This is a genomic window from Mangrovibacterium lignilyticum (assembly GCF_010882175.1).
Classification (GTDB): domain Bacteria; phylum Bacteroidota; class Bacteroidia; order Bacteroidales; family Prolixibacteraceae; genus Mangrovibacterium; species Mangrovibacterium lignilyticum.
Genome location: NZ_WKLH01000002.1, coordinates 1,543,882 through 1,563,785, shown reverse-complemented (window position 1 = coordinate 1,563,785; position 19,904 = coordinate 1,543,882). Strand labels below are relative to the sequence as shown.

Here is a 19,904-nt window from a genome sequence, read left to right as displayed (position 1 = left end):
CAACAGTAGCATTCAGTGATGCAACCGCAGCGGGCAACTGTGCAGGAAACTATGTGATTACCCGTACCTGGACAGCAACGGACGACTGTGGTAACGCAGCTTCACTTGACCAGATTATTACCGTGCAAGACATAATTGCACCTCAAATCACATGTCCTGCAGACCTGGCCGTGGAATGTAGTGAGCCTGCTAGTCCTGAATCTACAGGTTATGCAACTGGAACTGATAATTGTTCAGCAACAGTTACTATCGATTATACTGATGAGATTGTTGCCGGTAGCACAGACAACGATTATATCATCGAGCGCACATGGTCTGCAACAGACGACTGTGGCAATGTGAATACATGTACTCAAAATATTACAGTGCATGATACAAGTGATCCTTTGATTACTTGTCCAGCAGTTGTTACGATTACAGCCGACGGCGGAAGTTGTTTTGCATCCAATGTTGATTTAGGAACTCCTGAAGTTTCAGACAACTGTACTCCGGTAGAAGCTTTGGATGTGCAAAATGACGCACCAGCTACATTCCCTGTTGGGGAATCGATTGTGACTTGGACAGTTACAGACATGTCAGGTAAATACAGCACTTGTGCACAACTGGTAATCGTTACAGATAGTGAATTACCGTTGATAACAGCGTCTGCAGATATTGACCAAACAGCAGACGCTGGTGTTTGTGGTGCAGAAATAATAATCAATCCAGCAACTGCTACTGATAATTGCGGTGTTGGTGATCCCGTTGGAGTTCGTAGTGACGGATTATCATTAGCAGATTCATATCCGGTAGGAACAACAACAATAGCGTGGAATGTAGCAGATATTCACGGTAATGATGCGGAAGAAGTAATTCAAACTATAATTGTAAGCGATGATGAAGCTCCTGTAATAACAGCCAATGCAGATATCACTCAAACTGCAGATTCAGGAGTTTGTGGTGCATCTATTGAAATTATTGCTGCAACTGCAACCGATAATTGCGAGGTTCAAGGTTCACCTGTTGGTGTTAGAGATGATGAATTAGCATTAACTGATCTTTACCCGGTAGGAACGACAACAATTACCTGGACAGTAAGTGATATTCATGGAAATTCAGCAGTAGAAGTGATCCAAACGATAACAGTTACTGACGATGAAGCACCGGTGCCAAATTGTCCGGTAACTGCAGAATCTTATACTGCAGATGTAAATGCGGACTATGCTTCGTTGACATTCGCAGCTACACCAACTGATAATTGTGAGGTTGCAAATACTAAATATAGTGTTATGGGAGAAGAAATTAGTTTCCCCTACAACTTCTCGGTTGGAATGACTACAGTAGATGTGATGGTCACAGATATTCATAACAATAATTCAACATGTAGTTTTGATATTACTGTAACTGATGATGAAGATCCTGAAATCAACTGTATGGCCGGATCACCATTTAGCCGCATGACCGACGATGGTGTTGATACCTACACCGTACAAGGAGCTGAGTTCGATGCCAGCTTCAGCGATAATGTAGCCGGAGCAAGTATCAGCAACGATTATAACGGAACTGCAAGCCTGGGTGGTGAAGCACTTCCGGTAGGTGAGACAACAATCATCTGGACAGTAACAGACGCAGCTGGTAATAGTGTCAACTGTACAACAGTTGTAACTGTGAGCGATGATGAAGATCCTGAAATCACTTGTATGGCCGGATCACCATTTAGCCGCATGACCGACGATGGTGTTGACACCTACACTGTACAAGGAACCGAGTTTGATGCCAGCTTTAGCGACAATGTTGTCGGAGCAAGCATTAGCAACGATTATAATGGAACAGCAAGCCTTGCCGGATCAGCCTTTCCTGTAGGCACAACCACTATCGAGTGGATAGTAATAGATGCAGCCGGTAACAGCGCAAGCTGTACAACAGTTGTAACCGTAACTGATGACGAAGATCCTGAAATTACTTGTATGGCCGGATCACCATTTAGCCGCATGACCGACGATGGTGTTGATACCTACACCGTACAAGGAGCTGAGTTCGATGCCAGCTTCAGCGATAATGTAGCCGGAGCAAGTATCAGCAACGATTATAACGGAACAGCAAGCCTGGGTGGTGAAGCACTTCCGGTAGGTGAGACAACAATCATCTGGACAGTAGCAGATGCCGCCGGTAATAGTGCAAGCTGTACAACAGTTGTAACAGTCAGTGATGATGAAGATCCTGAAATTACTTGTATGGTTGGATCACCATTCGGCCGCATGACTGATGATGGTGTTGATACTTACACCGTACAAGGAGCCGAATTCGATGCCAGCTTCAGCGATAATGTAGCTGGAGCAAGTATCAGCAACGATTATAACGGAACAGCCAGTCTGGGTGGTGAAGCCCTTCAGGTAGGCGAGACAACAATCATCTGGACAGTGACCGACGCAGCCGGAAATAGTGTGACCTGTACCACAGTTGTTACAGTGACCGATGATGAAGATCCGGAAATTAGTTGTGTTGCAGGTTCTCCTTTTGATCGTAACGCGGACGAAGATCTTGACACGTACACTGTGCAAGGAACTGAATTCGATGCAACTTTCAGTGACAATGCAGAAGGGGCATCCATCGTCAATGACTTCAACGGTTCGGAAACCTTGGAGGGTGCTATGCTGCCTGTTGGAGCAAACCTGATTACATGGACGGCAACTGATGCAGCCGGAAACACTTCGTTCTGTGAGTCAACTATTAATGTGCACGACAAACAAAGCCCAAGAATGGGATGTACGATAGGTGCTATTACTCAAACTGTTGATGCAGACCAGTGCGGTGCGTATGTGTCGTTACCTGTTCCTTCAATCGAAGATAACACGAAAATTGCATCGATTGAGAATGATTTTAATGGTACCGATGATGCTTCAGGTTTTTATCCTGTTGGGTCTACCGTTGTTATCTGGACTGCTTTTGACCAGTATGGAAACTCGGCACAGTGTAGTATGACAATAATAGTTGTTGATGATCAAAATCCGGAAATTATCTGTTCCGGAGATATCTCAGAGGAATTTACTTCTTCTTCAAACTGTAACCTGATGGTTACTGTACCTTCCCCAAGTTCAAGCGATAATTGCGATGTTGAGTCTGTTTTGAATGATTTTAATGGTACAGATAATGCTTCAGGAGACTATCCGGTAGGAACAACCGTCGTTACGTGGACAGCGACCGATATTCATGGAAATACGTCCACTTGTGAGCAACAAATCACAGTCAAATCCATGCCTCAGGCAATTGGAGATGGTGTGATAATCGAAGAAGATGAAGCTGAGATCATCGACGTTTTAGCGAACGATTTGGATTGCGATGACAACATCGATGTTAGCACATTGAAAGTGATCAGTAATCCAGCAAAAGGTACAACAACCGTAAATGCAGATGGAACGATCACCTATTTGCCGGGTCTGAATTACTTCGGAACAGATTACTTCACCTATGAAATTTGTGATGAGGATGGTTATTGTTCTGATGCAACTGTTAGCATCCAGGTGCTTTCGGTTTACGATCCGCCAATCTCCATGGGAGATATTAACAACACCTTCTCGGGGATGGCATCTACAGGTAATGTGTTTACCAACGATTTGTACTACGAATCAGGAGTTGTTTCCGGTCCTTCTTTGGTGGGCGAGAAAGGGAACCCAGTATCCAGATTGTCTAATTTGACTTCAAGTACAACCGGAGAAAAATTAAGTACAGACCAGAAGGCGATTAAATTAGCTGACCCTTCTCACGGAACAGTGGCTTTCAATGACGATGGAACATACGTTTATACACCGGATGCCGATTATAGCGGTAATGATGAATTTATTTATGTCATTGACGATCCAGTATCGGGTGTTTCAGCTCCTTCGACTGTTTACCTGAGAATTATCTCTACCGACCGGTTTAGCGGTCGTCCTCCGGTAGCTAACGTTGACGTTGTTCAAGGTTTTAATAATCCGGCATTGCCGACTGCTGGCAACTTGTTAGAGAACGACTTCGATGTGGAAGGTGGAACATTATTAATGAACACAACACCCGTTGTTGCTCCTACGGTAGGTAATTTGGAGATGTGGGCTGATGGTGCATTTAATTACTACGCTCCTGAAAATTACGAAGGAGTAGTCAGCTTCACTTACGAAGTATATCTTGAGAATGATCCGACAGTAACGGTTCAGGCTGAAGCTATGATCGTGTATTTCCCGGCAGGGCAGGAAGATCAGGTTTATGGTGTTGATGATGCATACTTTACCGGTAAAAACGTTACTGTAAGTGGGAATGTGAAAAACAACGATATCAACTTGTCAAGTTCAAGCGTAACGATCTCTGAAGTTTTACAACCTTCACATGGTATTGCGTCCATAGATGCTACAGGTGAATTTACTTACACACCGGACGCTGATTATATCGGGCCTGATAATTTCACATACAGCATCTGTTTACCGGGAAGTTCACTTTGCCGAAATGCAACAGTTTATATTACTGTTGATGAAACGAATTTGCCTCCTGTAGCAGTTGATGACGACTTCATCATGAACGAAACGAATGTTAGTGTCTTAGACAATGACAGTGATCCCGATGGTGACCAAATTGCAGTTACCAGTGTGACGGTTGAACCGGAACACGGAACGTTGACGTTGAATCCGGATGGAACATTCGTTTACACGCCCGATCCGTTCTACTATGACGATGACTCGTTTGAGTACGAAATCTGTGATGATACGGGAACGCCGCTTTGCGATCAGGCCTTTGTTACACTACGGCATGATCCACAAATTGATGTTTTAGTTGTACCGGATGCATTCTCACCAAATGGTGATGGTATAAATGATTATTTCGAAGTTCCGGGAATCCACCTGTACCCGAATGCACATATGGAAGTATATAACCGCTGGGGTGCGAAACTCTACGAAAAAGATAACTACGGAAATGAACAGTTGCTGGGAACTACCGATGCTTGGTGGGATGGTCGACCGAATGTTGGAGGAAGCGGAGATATTGTGCCTGAAGGTACCTATTTCGTGATCCTAATCTTGGATGATTCCGTGCACAAAGGGACAGTATTTATTAACCGGTAAACTCAAGAACGATGAAAGTGATGAAATATTTAGCCAAACTAGCTGTCAGTGTAGTCTTACTCGCCAGCACAGCATTAAGCTCATTTGGTCAGCAAGACGACCCGATGTACAGCCAATACATGTTTAACATTCAAGCATTCAACCCTGCTTATGTGGGATCCTGGGAATGTGTAGGTTTTATGGTTCTTGGCCGTTATCAGTGGGTCGGATTCGATGGAGCTCCCGAAACACATACCTTTACTGTTCAAGCACCTTTGCGCAACGAACGGATTGGTTTAGGTCTCTCAGTGATTAACGATGTGATCGGTAAAGAAAAACGCTTTGCAGTTTTCACGGACTACTCTTATAAATTGAAAGTGGGATATGAAGCTAGTTTGCGACTAGGTTTTAAAGCCGGTTTTACCAATTACCGGAATATCTTGTCAGATTACTCACCAATCGAGACAAACGACCCTTCCTTTCAGGGGGAAATTAGAGAAAGCTTCATGCCCAATATCGGAGTTGGTGCGTTCTTGTCAGCACCTCGCTATTATTTTGGCGTGTCGATTCCGAAATTGCTAAAGAACGATTTTGAATACGGAGCTGAAAATTACAAAACAGACTACGAGTTCAGAAACATGAATCTGATTGCCGGTTACGTTTTCGATATGGGATCATCAGTGAAGTTTAAACCTTCGGTCATGTTTCGTCATTCTGAATCGCAGCCTTTTGTGTACGACTTAAATGCCAGCTTCCTGTTTGCAGAAAAATTCTGGATAGGAGGTATGTTCCGCTCAACCAGTTGGAATGGAGCCGGTAGTGCAATCGGTGGAAATGTCCAATTTATAATCAGTGAAAAATTACGTTTGGGCTACGCCTACGACCTCGATATGGGTGACATCGGTTCTTATGGAAACGGATCGCATGAGATTATGATTTCATACGAACTGCGGTCTCTTGTTAAGTCATTTACTTCACCCAGATATTTCTAACCTGAAAACTTTGACCTATGAACGTTAAAATATTAACCGGTTTAGTCTTAATACTTTTTGTGCTCGGTGCGAATGCGCAGACCAAAAAGGTATTTGATGACGTAGAAATTAGCGTTAAAAATGCTACAGTAAATACACCGAACAGCGATTTTGCTTCGACTACCGATAATGGGAAGTTGATCTATAATTCGGAAGTTAAAGTTGAAGGAGGGAAAAAGAAAGAAACTTACTTGTTGTATGATGTTTTTTCTACGCAAATTCAACCTGATGGAACCTTACCGAAACGTGGAGAATGGAACCCTGTTATTACTACCAAAATTCAGGAAGGCCCGATGACCATTTGTCAGGCGACTGGCGAAATGTATCTGACCCAGTCTTATGAAGAAGAAACTGATGTGGAGAATATCGTTTTCAAAAAAGAGAATGTTCGTTTAGGAATAACCATGTTCAAAAGAGCTAATGGTGGTTGGACCGAAATTGGTCAGTTTCCATTTGCTTCGAAAGAATATTCAATGGCTCATCCAACGGTAAGTCAATCCGGCGACACCCTCATTTTTGTGAGTGACATGCCCGGTGGCTTAGGTGGTACAGATTTGTACTATACAGTCCGTAAAGGGGGAGAGTGGCAAGAGCCTGTTAATATGGGCGATGCCATTAATACCGCAGGCATGGAAATGTTTCCGAACTTACAGGCCGATGGTACGCTTTTCTTTGCATCAGGTGGTCGTGGAGGAAAAGGTGGCTTAGACATCTTTTACACCGAGTTTAAAAACGGAAAAACCGGTGAAGTGTTGACTTTCGACAATGATATTAACTCTGCCGGCGATGATTTTGGATTTGTTCCGGGACCGGATGAAAGATATGCCTACTTTGGTTCCAATAGAAATGGCGGTCAAGGTGGCGACGACGTTTACATCGTGTTGCCGGAACAATATAAAATTGACCTGCTGGTCCTTTCAACCTTCACCGAGAAGCCTGTTCCTGATGCTAAAATCGAGGTTCAAAATGAAAAAGGGAAAGTTGTTGAAGAGTACATGACTGATACTGCTGGACGTACAACCTTGAAATTGGAAATGGGAGAACGCTTCAATTTATTGGCAACAAAATTGGGCTATTACGACAAACAACAGGAAATTAACCTGTCACCCGAAGGACAATTTGCCAATCAGGAAGAAGTGCTTTATATGGATCCATCGCACCGTTTGAAAGGACAGGTGGTAAATATTATGGGTGACGATCCGATTGAAGGAGCGATGATTTCAATTAAACGCGACGGAGTGATCGTCGATAATGCATTGACAGATGCTGACGGTTATTTTAAAGCCGATATTCAACCGGATCGCCAATACCTGGTTAGTGCAGATGCTGAAAATTTCCTTGGAACCGATATCGAGTTTTCAACTGATGGAATGGAACCGGGTGAATTATTCTACTACTTCCAATTGTACCCATTGGATGCCGGAACAAGAATCGGTATCAACAATATTTACTACGACTACGACAAGTTTAATATTCGACCTGATGCTGCTCGCGTGCTCGATCGTATAGCCGAAGCACTGGCGAAATATCCGGATATTGAAATTAAACTTGAAGGACATACCGACTGTCGAGGTACGGATGAATACAATCAAAAATTGTCTGAGCGGAGGGCCAAAGCAACTTTGGAATACCTTGTTCGTAAAGGTATAGATAAGAGCCGGATCGAGGCTGTAGGCTTGGGTGAAAGCCAACTGGTGAATGAATGTGGTGACGGAGTAGATTGCTCCGAAGAAAAACACCAGGAGAACCGGAGAACAGTGTTCGAAATCATGAAGTCTAAAGTCACTAAAAAAGATCAGACCGAGTAAAATTTAGAGTTGCTGCGTAAGCACTTTCGTTTAGTCTAACGTGGGGGTCTGCCAGAGGGTAGGCCTCCTTTTTTATTCTATATAACTAATAAATTAGTTTAAAAACTATCTATTTAGTTTGAAAACTAAAATATTAGTTGTAGTTTTGATTTATCGAGTTTAACCTTAAAAATCAAAGCACATGAAACAATTCATCAACATTCGTTACGGCCCTTAAAATTTTTTTACGCGAAACAACTAAATCATTAGTTTTAAAACGTAGGATTTAGTTAACTTTGAATGAACAATTCATTCGTTAAAGAAATAGCAATCATGATCAAAGAATTAACCAAAGCAGAGGAACAGGTGATGCAGATTTTATGGAAACTGGAAAAGGCTTTTGTCAACGACATTCTCGACAAAACTCCCGATCCAAAACCAGCGTACAATACGGTATCAACCATCATCCGTATATTGGAGAAAAAAGGCTTTGTTGATCATGAAGCGTTTGGAAAGACCCACCGGTATTTTCCGCTCATCACTAAGCGCGATTATACCAAAGCTTACATGAAAAACTTCCTCAGCAACTACTTTGGAAACTCGTTTCAGGAAATGGTTTCCTTCTTTGCCAAAGAAGATAAAATGAGCCTTGCCGATCTGGAAGATTTGATGAACGAAGTGGGGAAAGACCTGGATAACGACAAACCGGAAAGCCATGATTGATTTCGTCAATTATATTTACGAGTCGGGAATCAGCCTGGGAATGTTTACTTTGTTGTATTTCCTATTCCTAAAACGCGAAACATTTTTTCGTACCAATCGGATGTTCCTGTTGTTCGCCTTAGCGTTTTCGGCTTTGTTGCCCTTGCTGCATTTACGGATTCTCGAACCAAAGCCTGTTATGCTTAGCGAGATTACCGTTACGCCTTATCGAAATTTGCTCGAAACTGTTTCGGTTTATGGCAACGAGCTTTCCTCGACCATTGTTCACAGCATCTCAACCAGCACTTATCTGATTTCAATTTACTTGTTAGGTATTGCCTTTTTTGCTTTCCGATTGATTTTACGTCTCATTCAGATTTCATTATTAATCAAGCGAAATGAAGTGATCCGGGAAAACGGAATGAAGTTGGTTCTGCTGGATCGGGATGTGACGCCCTTCTCGTTCTTGTCGTATGTTTTTGCAGGAAGGAATTTGAAAACGCAAAAGGGGGCGGATAAAATGCTGTTTCACGAGTTCGAACACGTGAAACAAGGGCACTCCTTCGATATTCTGATTCTGGAAGTGATTACTGTTTTGCAATGGTTCAATCCTTTCTTTTGGCTGATGAAGCGTTTGTTGCGGGAAAATCATGAGTACCTGGCCGATCGGGCTGTTTTGGAACATGAAATTAGTCCGGGTTATTACAAAAAGCTGCTTTTACAGCAGTTTATCGGGCCACAAATAGAGATGGCCAACAATTTCAATTATTCTCTAATCAAAAAAAGAATTCAAATGATGTCACAAATAAAATCATCAAAATTAGCACGCATTAAATTAGTCGGAGGCTTACTGTTAGCAGCCTCGTTAATCGTCGTATTTGCATGCGAACAGGAACAATCCACGAAGGTGGATTCGAGTCCAGGTGAAAATGTCGCTACGGTCGATTTTGCCGGCCATTCGATTACGATGAGCGGCGACTCAGCCGGTATTGAAAAGTTAAAGGAATTTATTGCAGCCTCAGGCGATTATCGGGTCGTTCGTAATATGGCCACTGGAGATCTTGAACTCCATAAAAATGGCGGTTCTGATGAAAAGGACGTTACAGTTGTGGCTTACAACAAATCAACAGAAAATAAGACTGAAGAGCTTAAATCCATTGATGGTGAACCAATCTTTTTTGTAGTAGAGGAGATGCCTGAATATCCGGGAGGTGAGCTGGAGCTTCGTAAATTCATTGCAGAGAATGTAACTTATCCTGCAGCTGCACGTGATCAGGGGATTCAGGGAAAAGTTTATGTGAGTTTTGTGATCGACAAAAACGGAAAGGTTCGTCTGCCGAGAGTTGTAAGGGGTGTTGCAAATAGTCTCGACGCTGAAGCGGTGCGTGTCGTGTCAGCAATGCCTGACTGGACTCCGGGCAAACAACGTGGTCACGCTGTGGCTGTATCCTTTACAGTGCCAATCAATTTTGTTTTGCAGTAAAAATCAGTACAAGCCTTATACTAAAAAATGTACATTGAAAAAAATAAGCGTGTGTCAGTTCGCTGGCACACAATTTGTCCCTTGATTTCAAATTGGAAATCAGGCTCGATTGATAGGGTTTGACTTCAAATTCAATTGTAAATCAAAACCTATCGCGTATGAATTTCTTCAAATCAGTTCCCGGTTTAATTGTTACCGCTCTCTTCTTTTTTGGAAGCTTTGGCTTGGATCAAGCACAAGCTCAACAATCGAAATCTATAAAACCAACAGCAATAGCCCGACTAACAGTGGATGGAGAGCTCGTCAAAATTATCGGTGATCCTGCGGCAGTAGAGAAGGTCAAAACCATTTTGGCTGAATCAGGCTGCTTTCGCCGAGTTCGCAATCTAACAACCGGCGAAATTGAGCTTCGACAGAACGGGGAGAATTGGAGAGAAGCCAAGTCAGAGCAAATCGATGAGAATTCGCGTTATCAAGCTGATTCGGTGCATTACGTTGTTGATGAGTTTCCGGTTTTCCAGGGAGGAGTTGGAGAGTTGCATAATTTCATTGTGGAGAATCTTAATTATCCGGACGAAGCAAAAGAAGCAGGCTTGTCAGGAGAGGTTTTTGTAAGCTTTGTGGTTGACAAAGATGGACAAGTGGGGAATGCCCGGATTGTTAGATCAGTGCATCCGGTACTCGATCAGGAAGCTTTGCGTATTGTCAGGTTGCTTCCTAAGTGGGAACCCGGTCGAAAAGAAGGAGTGCCGGTTAATGTGGCGTATACGATCCCCATTCTTTTTTCATTAGATTAAATTTTTAGTCGAAATCTCAAAACCATGAAACTAATCTTTTCGCTCTTTTTGTTATTTGCGATCGCTTTGACGGCGAAAGCACAGAATGCCATTGATTTGCTAATCTTAAACCGGCAATATACCGAGGCTTTGCAAACAATTGAAGAACAATTGCAGCTTGATGCGAATGCCGGACTGTTGTTTAAAAGAGGATTGATTCAGGAAAAACTTACCGATTACGAAGCTGCCATCCTGTCTTTCGGTAGTGCCTGCGAGATGGAACCGGAAAACACGGCTTATTGGGAAGAATTAGCGGATGCACATTCCGCACTGGGAAATTACCTGAATGCTATTGCTTATTTCCAGCAAGCCATTCAGATTGATACAACCGATATTCATTTAAAAGGTAAGTTGGCGCAATGTTACATTAACCTAAAGGCCTATCCGGATGCATTTCGTAGTTACGAGGAAATTTGGAAAGTTGATTCGACAAACGCATTTTACAACCGTTACTATGCTTATGCAGCTTATCGCACCGGAAAGAGCGATTTGGCTGTGAAACTTTATGAGCAACTGGCTGCAGTAGGCTCTCGCGATTTGAATACCTTCCTGAACCTGGCAACCATATACAACCAGCAGGAAAAGATTAACAATTCGATTGTGACTTGTGAGCGTGGACTCGATCTGTTTCCTCAAAATCCTTCGTTGCTGTTGAAAAAAGCAGACAGCTACTTTGTATTTAAGGAATATGGAAAGGCTCGGTTGGCTTATGAAGACTACCTGGCGACTACTGATTCAATCCTTCCGGTGCTGAAAAATTATGGTATTTGCCTGTATTTCGATAAGCAGGAGGAAAAAGCGCTGGCCATGCTGGAACCATGTTATCTGGCTACAGTCAATGATCCGATAGTCAATTTTTACATGGGGGTATGTTATAAAAAGTTGAAGCAATTTGATGAAAGTTCAGGCTTTCTGGAGTTGGCTATTGAAACGGCAACGCCTGATTATCTGGCGGAGATGTATCATCATCTGGGCCAGGTTTACGGCATGCAACGTCGGTTTGAAGAATCCATTGAAGCTTATCAGAACGCCATGAAAATTGATCCCACTAAAAAAGAGTTGTTGTATGAAATAGCCTCTACCTACGAGGAGTTCAATGCGAATAAAATGGTTGCCCTGCATTATTACCGCGAATATGCTAAAGCAGTTGGCGAAGAAGGGAGAAATATTGATTATGCCCTAAGTCGGATTGAAAAAATTAAAGAAGAGCTCTTTTTTGACGGTAACTCAAGCATCAGCAATTAACATCAAGGCTTCCTGACGTAGAATGTTTGGTAGCTGGAGTTGACGGCGTTCGATACTGAGCAGCCACATGCGGACCTCGTCACCTTTCAACGTGTACAAAACGTCGCGAAATTCATCAATTTGATTATCGTTGTATTGTTCGGATTGCACGCCGCGAAAGCGATCCAGTTCTTCGTCTTCGAAATAAACAATTTCGTTCGGGTTTTGAAGCATCTCTTCAAATTCGCAAACTTCATGTGCACCGCAACAATCCATCGGGATTTCGACCTCTTTTTCCTCTTGAGGTAAACCTTGCTTCTTACTCGATAAAATATCAGTTATCCAGGTTATCAAAGCGACTACAGCAACAAAAGCGACTAAAATTCCGATTAAAATATACATTGTCTAACAGCAATTTTCAGATTATAGAAACAATCATTCAAAAGAATTGATTAATCAGTTCTCTGTTTTCGGCCACAAATTTACAATGAAAAAATTTAAACAGTTCAATTGCAGCTCACGAATTCATTTCAGTTAACATTTAATAAGTACCTCGTTGAAGAAATGGAACCTGTCCGTAAAGTTTTCGTTCCCCGCCTCTTGGGTCATTGTCCATGCGCGAAACCTCATCAAATAACATGGTTTCTCGTGTCGGAAGACTAAATGGAGGCCATGCTGTCAGTTTATTATGACCCGGATTTCCGGTTCTGGCAAAAGCCAGTAATGTTTCACTCATAACATTGGCCATATTTTGAGCTGATTGTCCGTTTCCGCTGGGCGATACTTCGACAGCGGTGTTGTTGAACACCAGTGGAATATCCATGGCATGGCAAGCACCCAGTTTTCCGCCATTGACAGGGGATTGCCAGTTTAGTTGGTACACCCATGTTGCGGCTCCGTTTTGTTTGGAGCGTTCTTCAGCCTCAATGACTGCACCTCGCCAGGATCGGCCCGCAGTGGTTGCGGCAAAGAAAACCTCTGTAGCCGTGTATTCGGGATACATTTTTCGATAGCCTTCAATGACAACGTCGGGTCGGATATCGACAAATTGATTCTCAAGAATGAGTTGTGGAAGTTGTTCCCAGCTCAGCTCGTGTACGCCGGGTATCCGTCCTAAAAAAGCGCGGGTTTCATCTTTGGTGTTGCCAATAACCATTGGGATTTCTGCCGATTGAGTCGCGGCCACCGGGTAAAACGGGTGGCAAGGAAGAGCGGTGTGATCTAGTACCGGGCAAAAATGAAGGCTTTTATTTTCGACTCTCGAAAAATCACGGACTTTGGTTGCGGCCAAAATATCGTTCATCGGTGCATTTTGCAGGTTTTCCAATTCGTTAGGTTTTAGGCCAAGAGTTTCAAGAAGAAGTCCGGCGCGTTGTGTTGCGGCTCTCGGTCCCGCTGCTACAACTTGTTGGCCACTCATGGTCCATGCCCGGTGAAATAAACCTTTGGCTGACGGCATTGCCATCAAGGTGGCAATTTTGGCGCCTCCTCCTGATTGCCCGAATACGGTGACATTTCCCGGATCGCCGCCAAACGCTTCAGCATGATCCTGAACCCATTTCAACGCTAAAATGATATCCAGCTGACCGACATTGCCAGACGATGCGTATTTTTCATCACCCATCATGCCAAGGTATAAGTAACCAAAAGCATTTAGCCGGTGATTGATCGATACAACCACCACATCACCTTTTTGACACAAATTGGTACCATCCGTTAACGGATCGGAACCTGAGCCATTACTGAAAGCACCACCATGAATGTAGAACAATACCGGGCGCTTTTTTGCATCGTCAAGGGCCGGTGTCCAAACATTCAGAAACAGGCAGTCTTCGCTTGTGTTCTCACCATTTCCCTGGGGAGCGTTGGCTCCGTATTCGGTTGCATCGGCAATTCCGTTCCAGTTGTCGGGCGGCAGTGGTGGTTGAAATCGTCGGTTGGAAGTATCTGCGCCGTAGCGGATACCTTTAAATGTGTGAATGCCACCGGAAAAACTTCCTCTCACTTTGCCGTATTTGGTTTGTACAATGCTTTCTTGCTTCGTCGGATTTCCAGCGAAAACGGAAGAGCCGGACAGTAGCAACCCGCTTGAGACAATAGCACTGGTTTTGATAAAATTTCTCCTGTTTAGGGACTGATCAGGATTGGATTTTTCTTGAGTCATCTCATTCGATTTTAAGCCTAAGTAGTTAGTATCGAAAGTTAATTAGTTTCGGGAGGTATTGAAAAATTATAGGGGAGATTTTTTTGGCAGCTAACGATTACAGTTTTGTTTCATGTTTTGCAGTGTTGTTTAAACTTTTTGGGGTTGATTTAAACAAAGAAGCCACTTTTCTGTTTGTATAATTCTGAAAACAATAAGGAGGAGAGACCATGAAAGTAAACGGATTTGTAAAAGCTAGCCCGGTACATGTAAACGGGAAAAATAATATACCTCTTGTTAGTAACGGAACAGAAGTCGATTTAATTGGAGACAATCATATTGGGACATCGCTGGAGACGCCCATGCGTGAAGATGCCTTCGAAAAAACTGATGAAGAGAAAATGGCGATCATTGAAAGTAAATTCCGTGATATCATGGAAACGCTGGGACTTGATTTGACTGATGACAGTTTAAACGGTACGCCGCATCGTGTTGCCAAAATGTATGTGCAGGAAATCTTCAATGGTTTAGATCCCGCGAATAAACCTAAAATATCAGTTTTTGAGAATAAGTTCAACTATGGAGAAATGTTGGTAGAGCGGAACATTAATTTAAACTCGACCTGTGAACACCATTTCCTGCCTATTGTTGGGAAAGCACATGTGGCTTATATTGCAAAAGGTCAAGTGATTGGTTTGTCGAAAATTAACCGGATTGTAGATTATTTTGCCCGCAGGCCCCAGGTTCAGGAGCGTTTGACTGTTCAGGTTGCCAATGAATTAAAGCAAATATTGAATACTGAAGATGTTGCTGTCGTGATTGATGCCAAGCACATGTGCGTGTCGTCACGAGGGATTGAGGATGAGAGTAGCTCGACGGTTACCGCTGAATACGGTGGCGTTTTTAAAGAAACCGAAAAGCGGGACGAATTTTTGAAGTATGTTTCATTAGGGAAATAGATATAAAGTTTGGGTTTGTAGAAAGCTGTTGTCTCATTTTGGGATGACAGCTTTTGTTTTTTTATAAATGCGTCGGTATTTATTGTCCGACTATAGCCCAATCCGGAAAAACTGAAAAGTTAGTTGGGAGCACAAACGTTCCCCAGACCAAAGTCACCAGGGTAATTATCACTATAGCAATGCAGTTAATAATAATGCCTGCCTTCATCATTTCCATCATTCGAAACTGGCCGGAACTATATACAATTGCATTGGGCGGTGTGGCTACCGGAAACATAAAAGCCATGGATGAGGCCAGGGTAACCGGAATCATGAGTAAAAGCGGGTTCACTTGAATTTGGTTTGCCATTCCTGAAATAATGGGGAGCATCATTTCTGTGGTTGCTGTGTTCGAAGTCAATTCTGTCAAGAAGGTCATAATGGCTGTAACGAGACCTACCAGACTGGTATTTGAAAGGCTTCCGGCTTTTGTTAGCAGGTTGCCAATGTAAGCCGATAAACCCGAGTCGATAAACGCTCTTGCCAGAGCAAAGCCACCTCCGAAAAGCAATACGATGTGCCACGGAATCTTTTTCGTGATTTCCCAGGTAACAAGCCCCTCTTCTTTTTTACCTGATGGAATGATAAAAAGCAACACAGCGACAAAAACTGCAATTGTTCCGTCGTTGATATATTGAGGATGAGCAAACAGATTACTCCAGCCAGGAATGGAGAAGTTACCAAATTCGAGATTTTTTCTGAAGAACCACAGAAAGATCAAGAGGAAAAAGAGGACTAAAACTTTTTTTTCCGGAGTGGTTACAGGTCCGAGGTCCCGGTATTTTTGAGCAAAAAAGTCCTTTTTGAGGGCAGTCAATTGTGCCGCTGGGCGGAACATCAAGTAGAGATAAAACAGGACGAAAAAGAACATGATGATCGTAATCGGAAGGGCGAAAATAGACCATTGGCTGAATGATATCTCGGGGCCCTGCGGATAAATAATCTCGTAAATCCGGATGAATGACAGGTTGGGAGGAGTCCCGACTAAGGTACTGATTCCTCCGATGGAACATGCATAGGCAATGCTGAGCAACAAGCCGGTGCGAAATTTCCGGATATTTTTTTCACCTGTCACTTCGGTCAGAGAACTAATGACAGAGCTGGCAATGGGGAGCATCATGAGCGCAGTGGCTGTATTTGACATCCACATGGATAGAAAGGCTGAGGCAAACATGAATCCAAATAGAATCATGATAGGCTTACTTCCCACTAAAGACAAAATTTTCAATGCAATGCGTTTGTGCAGGTTCCATTTTTCGATGGCAAGAGCAACAATAAATCCACCGATAAACAAGAAAATAATATAGTTGATATAGGCATTAGAGATGGTTTTCCCGTCAAGAACACCCAGTAGTGGGAAAAGCAGAATTGGCAGGAGCGATGTTACACCAATGGGGAGCGCTTCGGTTACCCACCACAAGGCAATCAGAAAAGCGATGGCTGCCGTATAGGTTACCTGAGGAGCGTCTGGTTTTAGATCAACAAAAAGCAAGATTGAAATAAAAACTGCAAGTCCAACGATGATGATCGGATAGTTTATCTTGAGTGTCGTTGCCGGACTAGCCATAAACAGGATAGATTAAGGTTTTGATCAAAATCTGCTATTAAATTTAAGTATTTCAATCCTTATTCCCTTATAAATCCGGTGTATAAATAAAAATCCCGACCTCAGAAGAGACCGGGATTTCCTTATGAGTATATCTAATGCTACATATTTGCGTCTTTCAGAATAACATCGTGAGCACCACCTTCAACGATGCTGGTTGCTGAAACCAAGGTGATTTTAGCGTTTTCTTTCAAATCGGGAATGCTGATTGTTCCGCAGCTACACATGGTCGATTTAATTTTCCCCAGTGTAATATCCAGGTTATCTTTCAACTTACCGGCATAAGGAACATAGCTGTCAACACCTTCTTCAAACTTCAGGTTTTCGCTACCACCCATATCGTAACGTTGCCAGTTGCGGGCACGGTTCGATCCTTCACCCCAGTACTCTTTCACATAACGGTTGTTCACCATTAGTTTACGAGTCGGGCTTTCGTCGAAACGGGCAAAGTAGCGTCCCATCATCAAGAAGTCGGCACCCATTGCCAGGGCCAATACCATGTGGTAGTCCTGTACAATACCGCCATCTGAACAGATCGGGATGTAGATACCGGTTTTCTCGTAATACTCGTCACGGGCAGCCGCCACTTCAATGACCGAAGTTGCCTGTCCGCGGCCAATACCTTTTTGTTCGCGGGTAATACAAATCGATCCGCCACCGATACCTACTTTAATAAAGTCGGCTCCGGCTTCGGCCAGGTAAAGGAAACCGTCTCTGTCAACAACATTTCCGGCTCCAATAAATACTTTTCCTTCGTATTGTTTTTTCACATACTCTACGGTTTCACGTTGCCAGGCAGAGTAACCGTCAGATGAGTCAACACATAAAACATCAGCACCGGCTTCAATCAATGCAGGAACACGTTCTTTATAGTCGCGGCTGTTGATACCGGCGCCAACCAATAATTTCTTGTTTGAATCGTGTAACTCGTTCGGGTGTTCTTTGTGGCTGTCGTAATCCTTGCGGAATACAAAGCAGTGGAAGTTTTGATCTTCGTCAACAATCGGCAAGCTGTTTAGCTTGTTGTCCCAGATAATATCGTTTGCTTCGTTCAGGCTGATCCCCAGTTTACCGGTAATCAGCTTGTTGAACGGAGTCATGAAATCTTCAATCTTTTTGTCCAGTGCATCGCGGCTGGCGCGGTAATCACGGCTGGTAACAATGCCCATCAGTTTTCCATGAGAGCTGCCGTCTTCAGTAATGGCAATATTACCATGTCCGGTGCTTGCTTTCAACTCCAACACATCTTTCAATGTTTGTTTGGGGGTCAGGTTTGAATCGCTTTCAACAAACCCGGCTTTGAATTTTTTCACTTTTCGCACCATTTCGGCTTGTGTGTCGATAGCCTGAGAGCCGAAAATGAATGAAAGTCCACCGTTGCGAGCCAATGCTGCAGCCATATTGTGATCCGAAACAGACTGCATAATCGCCGATACAAAAGGAATATTTAATTCCAATGCAGGCTTTTGTCCTTTTTTAAAGGCTACTAACGGCGCTTTTAACGAGACGTTTGACGGGTTGCAGTTTTTATCGGTCAGACCAGGTATAAGCAGGTATTCACTATAGGTTCTAGAAACTTCATTCGAGTATTTTGCCATGATATGCCAGCTTTTTGAGTTAAAAAATTGCGCAAAACTACTATTTATTTTTGGATTGCGCGGAATAGAATTTGCAAATTTAGACTTTTAGCAGAATCTGTGGCTGTCTAAAATCATTAAATCGCTTTTTATCGACTAAATAGCCACTGTTTTATGCGATTGAGTACTTAAAGTTGGCTGGAGATTAAACTGATTTTTTGATTCGAAGCAGGATGACATTCAACCAAGGGGAATTGATGTGGCGCAACTTTAAGATGAAAGCTGCCACTAAGCCAATCAGGATCAGAAAAAGGACAAACAGAAACCCGGCTCTTAAGTCTGCATGATTGGCAATGGTGCCAATTAGCACGGGGCCACCAAGGAATCCAATGTAGCCGGCACCTGCCATGAATGCGATACCACTCGATGGCGAAACGCCTGCGATCTTTGTCGAGAGCCGGTAAGCTTCGGGAACTAAAATGGAAAATCCGGCGCCGACCAATGCAAACCCACTAAGGGCGGCCCAGGTACTTCCGGTAAAGACAAAGAGTAAACCAATCAGACTGACCAGAAACCCATTCAGCAAAATTTGCCAGGGACCCAGGCGGGTACTGAAATAGTCGCCACAAAAGCGGCCCAGCGTCATCATCATTGAAAAGCCGGCATAGCCAAGGCCTAATTGAGCCGCTGGTGCCATCGTTACGTCGCGCAAGTATAGTCCGCTCCAATCGGCAATTGCCCCTTCGGAGACCATGGCAGTAACCGCAACAACAGCCAGAGCCCACAGGCGTGGATTTTTTATCCTGGGTGCCGTCTTCATTTCACGTTCAAGTTCAATTGACTGATTAAGAGAAAGGAATTTGGGGTACGAAAGCAACTGCATTAGCAAAACGATTGCAGCAGCTATGCCAATGTGCAGGAGCGGGTTATTCAACATGATCATCAGCACGGTACCAAAACCGGCTGAAAGCATGCCGCCAAGGCTAAACCATGCATGGCACGAAGACATGATGGCAATATTGTCCCGTTGTTCGATGGTTGTCACGACAGTATTCAGCCCAATCTGCATGATGCCGCTTGTCAGGCCAAACAGGAACATGAGCAGGCTCAGTTGCAGAAAGCTGGTTGCCAGGAAATAGCTGAAAATAAACAAGGTCATTCCCAACACACCTAGTAGCGCGAGTTTTCCCTCACCAATTTTTTTGGAAAGTTTGTTGCCAATCCAGGTCGAAATTAGCGAGCCGATTGCGGCACTTAACAACGCAACTCCCAACTGTCCTTCGTCCATCCCGAGTTTTTCGGTAATCGACGGCAAATAGACAATCCAGGTTCCAAACATCAGGCTGAGGCTCAGAAACAATTGGGCTACCGGAAAGTAGTGGCGATTCAGTAGCAGTAAACGGGCAATCTTTCGGGTGAAATTCATGTGTCAATGATAAAACAATCCGTTTTACAGGCACTTGTTGTCA

At 43.4% G+C, this 19,904-nt stretch carries 13 protein-coding genes; 8 read left to right on the top strand and 5 right to left on the bottom strand.

Translation table 11 applies throughout. The annotated features are described in order from the left end of the window. The 7 genes from GJV22_RS13385 to GJV22_RS13355 all read left to right on the top strand — a co-directional run. Nucleotides 1-5,069 (top strand): HYR domain-containing protein (locus GJV22_RS13385; RefSeq protein ID WP_163714296.1); only part of this gene is annotated, 5,069 nt, incomplete at its 5' end. A gap of 11 nt (nt 5,070-5,080) precedes the next feature. Then, nucleotides 5,081-6,040 (top strand): PorP/SprF family type IX secretion system membrane protein, encoded by a 960-nt coding sequence (locus GJV22_RS13380; RefSeq protein ID WP_163714293.1) that lies wholly within the window; start codon nt 5,081-5,083, stop codon nt 6,038-6,040. 17 nt (nt 6,041-6,057) lie between these two features. Continuing rightward, a complete protein-coding gene (locus GJV22_RS13375) occupies nt 6,058-7,887 on the top strand; it encodes an OmpA family protein (protein ID WP_163714289.1) in 1,830 nt (609 codons plus the stop codon). Between the two features lie 312 nt (nt 7,888-8,199). Continuing rightward, nucleotides 8,200-8,589 carry a BlaI/MecI/CopY family transcriptional regulator gene (locus tag GJV22_RS13370; RefSeq protein WP_205461868.1) on the top strand — a complete coding sequence of 130 codons (390 nt, stop codon included), beginning with the start codon at nt 8,200-8,202 and terminating at the stop codon, nt 8,587-8,589. Continuing rightward, nucleotides 8,582-10,051, top strand: a complete 1,470-nt coding sequence (locus tag GJV22_RS13365) for a M56 family metallopeptidase (RefSeq protein WP_163714288.1) — start codon at nt 8,582-8,584, stop codon at nt 10,049-10,051. The genes GJV22_RS13370 and GJV22_RS13365 overlap by 8 nt, the downstream gene beginning before the upstream one ends. 158 nt (nt 10,052-10,209) lie before the next feature. Beyond that, nucleotides 10,210-10,848, top strand: coding sequence for an energy transducer TonB (locus tag GJV22_RS13360; protein WP_163714284.1), 639 nt, complete (start codon nt 10,210-10,212; stop codon nt 10,846-10,848). A gap of 24 nt (nt 10,849-10,872) precedes the next feature. Beyond that, nucleotides 10,873-12,132: a tetratricopeptide repeat protein gene (locus GJV22_RS13355; protein WP_163714281.1), complete on the top strand. Its 1,260-nt coding sequence runs from the start codon at nt 10,873-10,875 to the stop codon at nt 12,130-12,132. Here the strand turns inward: GJV22_RS13355 and GJV22_RS13350 are convergent. Both GJV22_RS13350 and GJV22_RS13345 read right to left on the bottom strand, forming a co-directional pair. Beyond that, a complete protein-coding gene (locus GJV22_RS13350; protein WP_163714278.1) occupies nt 12,115-12,513 on the bottom strand; it encodes a hypothetical protein in 399 nt (132 codons plus the stop codon). The genes GJV22_RS13355 and GJV22_RS13350 overlap by 18 nt on opposite strands. A gap of 139 nt (nt 12,514-12,652) precedes the next feature. Continuing rightward, a complete protein-coding gene (locus GJV22_RS13345; protein WP_163714275.1) occupies nt 12,653-14,275 on the bottom strand; it encodes a carboxylesterase/lipase family protein in 1,623 nt (540 codons plus the stop codon). Between the two features lie 209 nt (nt 14,276-14,484). On the opposite strand from GJV22_RS13345, the gene folE reads away from it, so the two are divergent. Continuing rightward, nucleotides 14,485-15,213, top strand: a complete 729-nt coding sequence (gene folE, locus GJV22_RS13340; protein ID WP_163714273.1) for a GTP cyclohydrolase I FolE — start codon at nt 14,485-14,487, stop codon at nt 15,211-15,213. Between the two features lie 79 nt (nt 15,214-15,292). On the opposite strand, the gene GJV22_RS13335 is transcribed toward folE, so the two are convergent. The 3 genes from GJV22_RS13335 to GJV22_RS13325 all read right to left on the bottom strand — a co-directional run bounded on the left by GJV22_RS13335 (nt 15,293) and on the right by GJV22_RS13325 (nt 19,861). Further along, nucleotides 15,293-16,819 (bottom strand): SLC13 family permease, encoded by a 1,527-nt coding sequence (locus GJV22_RS13335; RefSeq protein WP_163714270.1) that lies wholly within the window; start codon nt 16,817-16,819, stop codon nt 15,293-15,295. 140 nt (nt 16,820-16,959) lie between these two features. Next, on the bottom strand, nt 16,960-18,456 hold the full coding sequence (locus tag GJV22_RS13330) for an IMP dehydrogenase (protein ID WP_163714267.1): 1,497 nt from the start codon (nt 18,454-18,456) through the stop codon (nt 16,960-16,962). A gap of 184 nt (nt 18,457-18,640) precedes the next feature. Continuing rightward, nucleotides 18,641-19,861, bottom strand: a complete 1,221-nt coding sequence (locus GJV22_RS13325) for an MFS transporter (RefSeq protein ID WP_163714263.1) — start codon at nt 19,859-19,861, stop codon at nt 18,641-18,643. Nucleotides 19,862-19,904 lie beyond the last annotated feature (43 nt).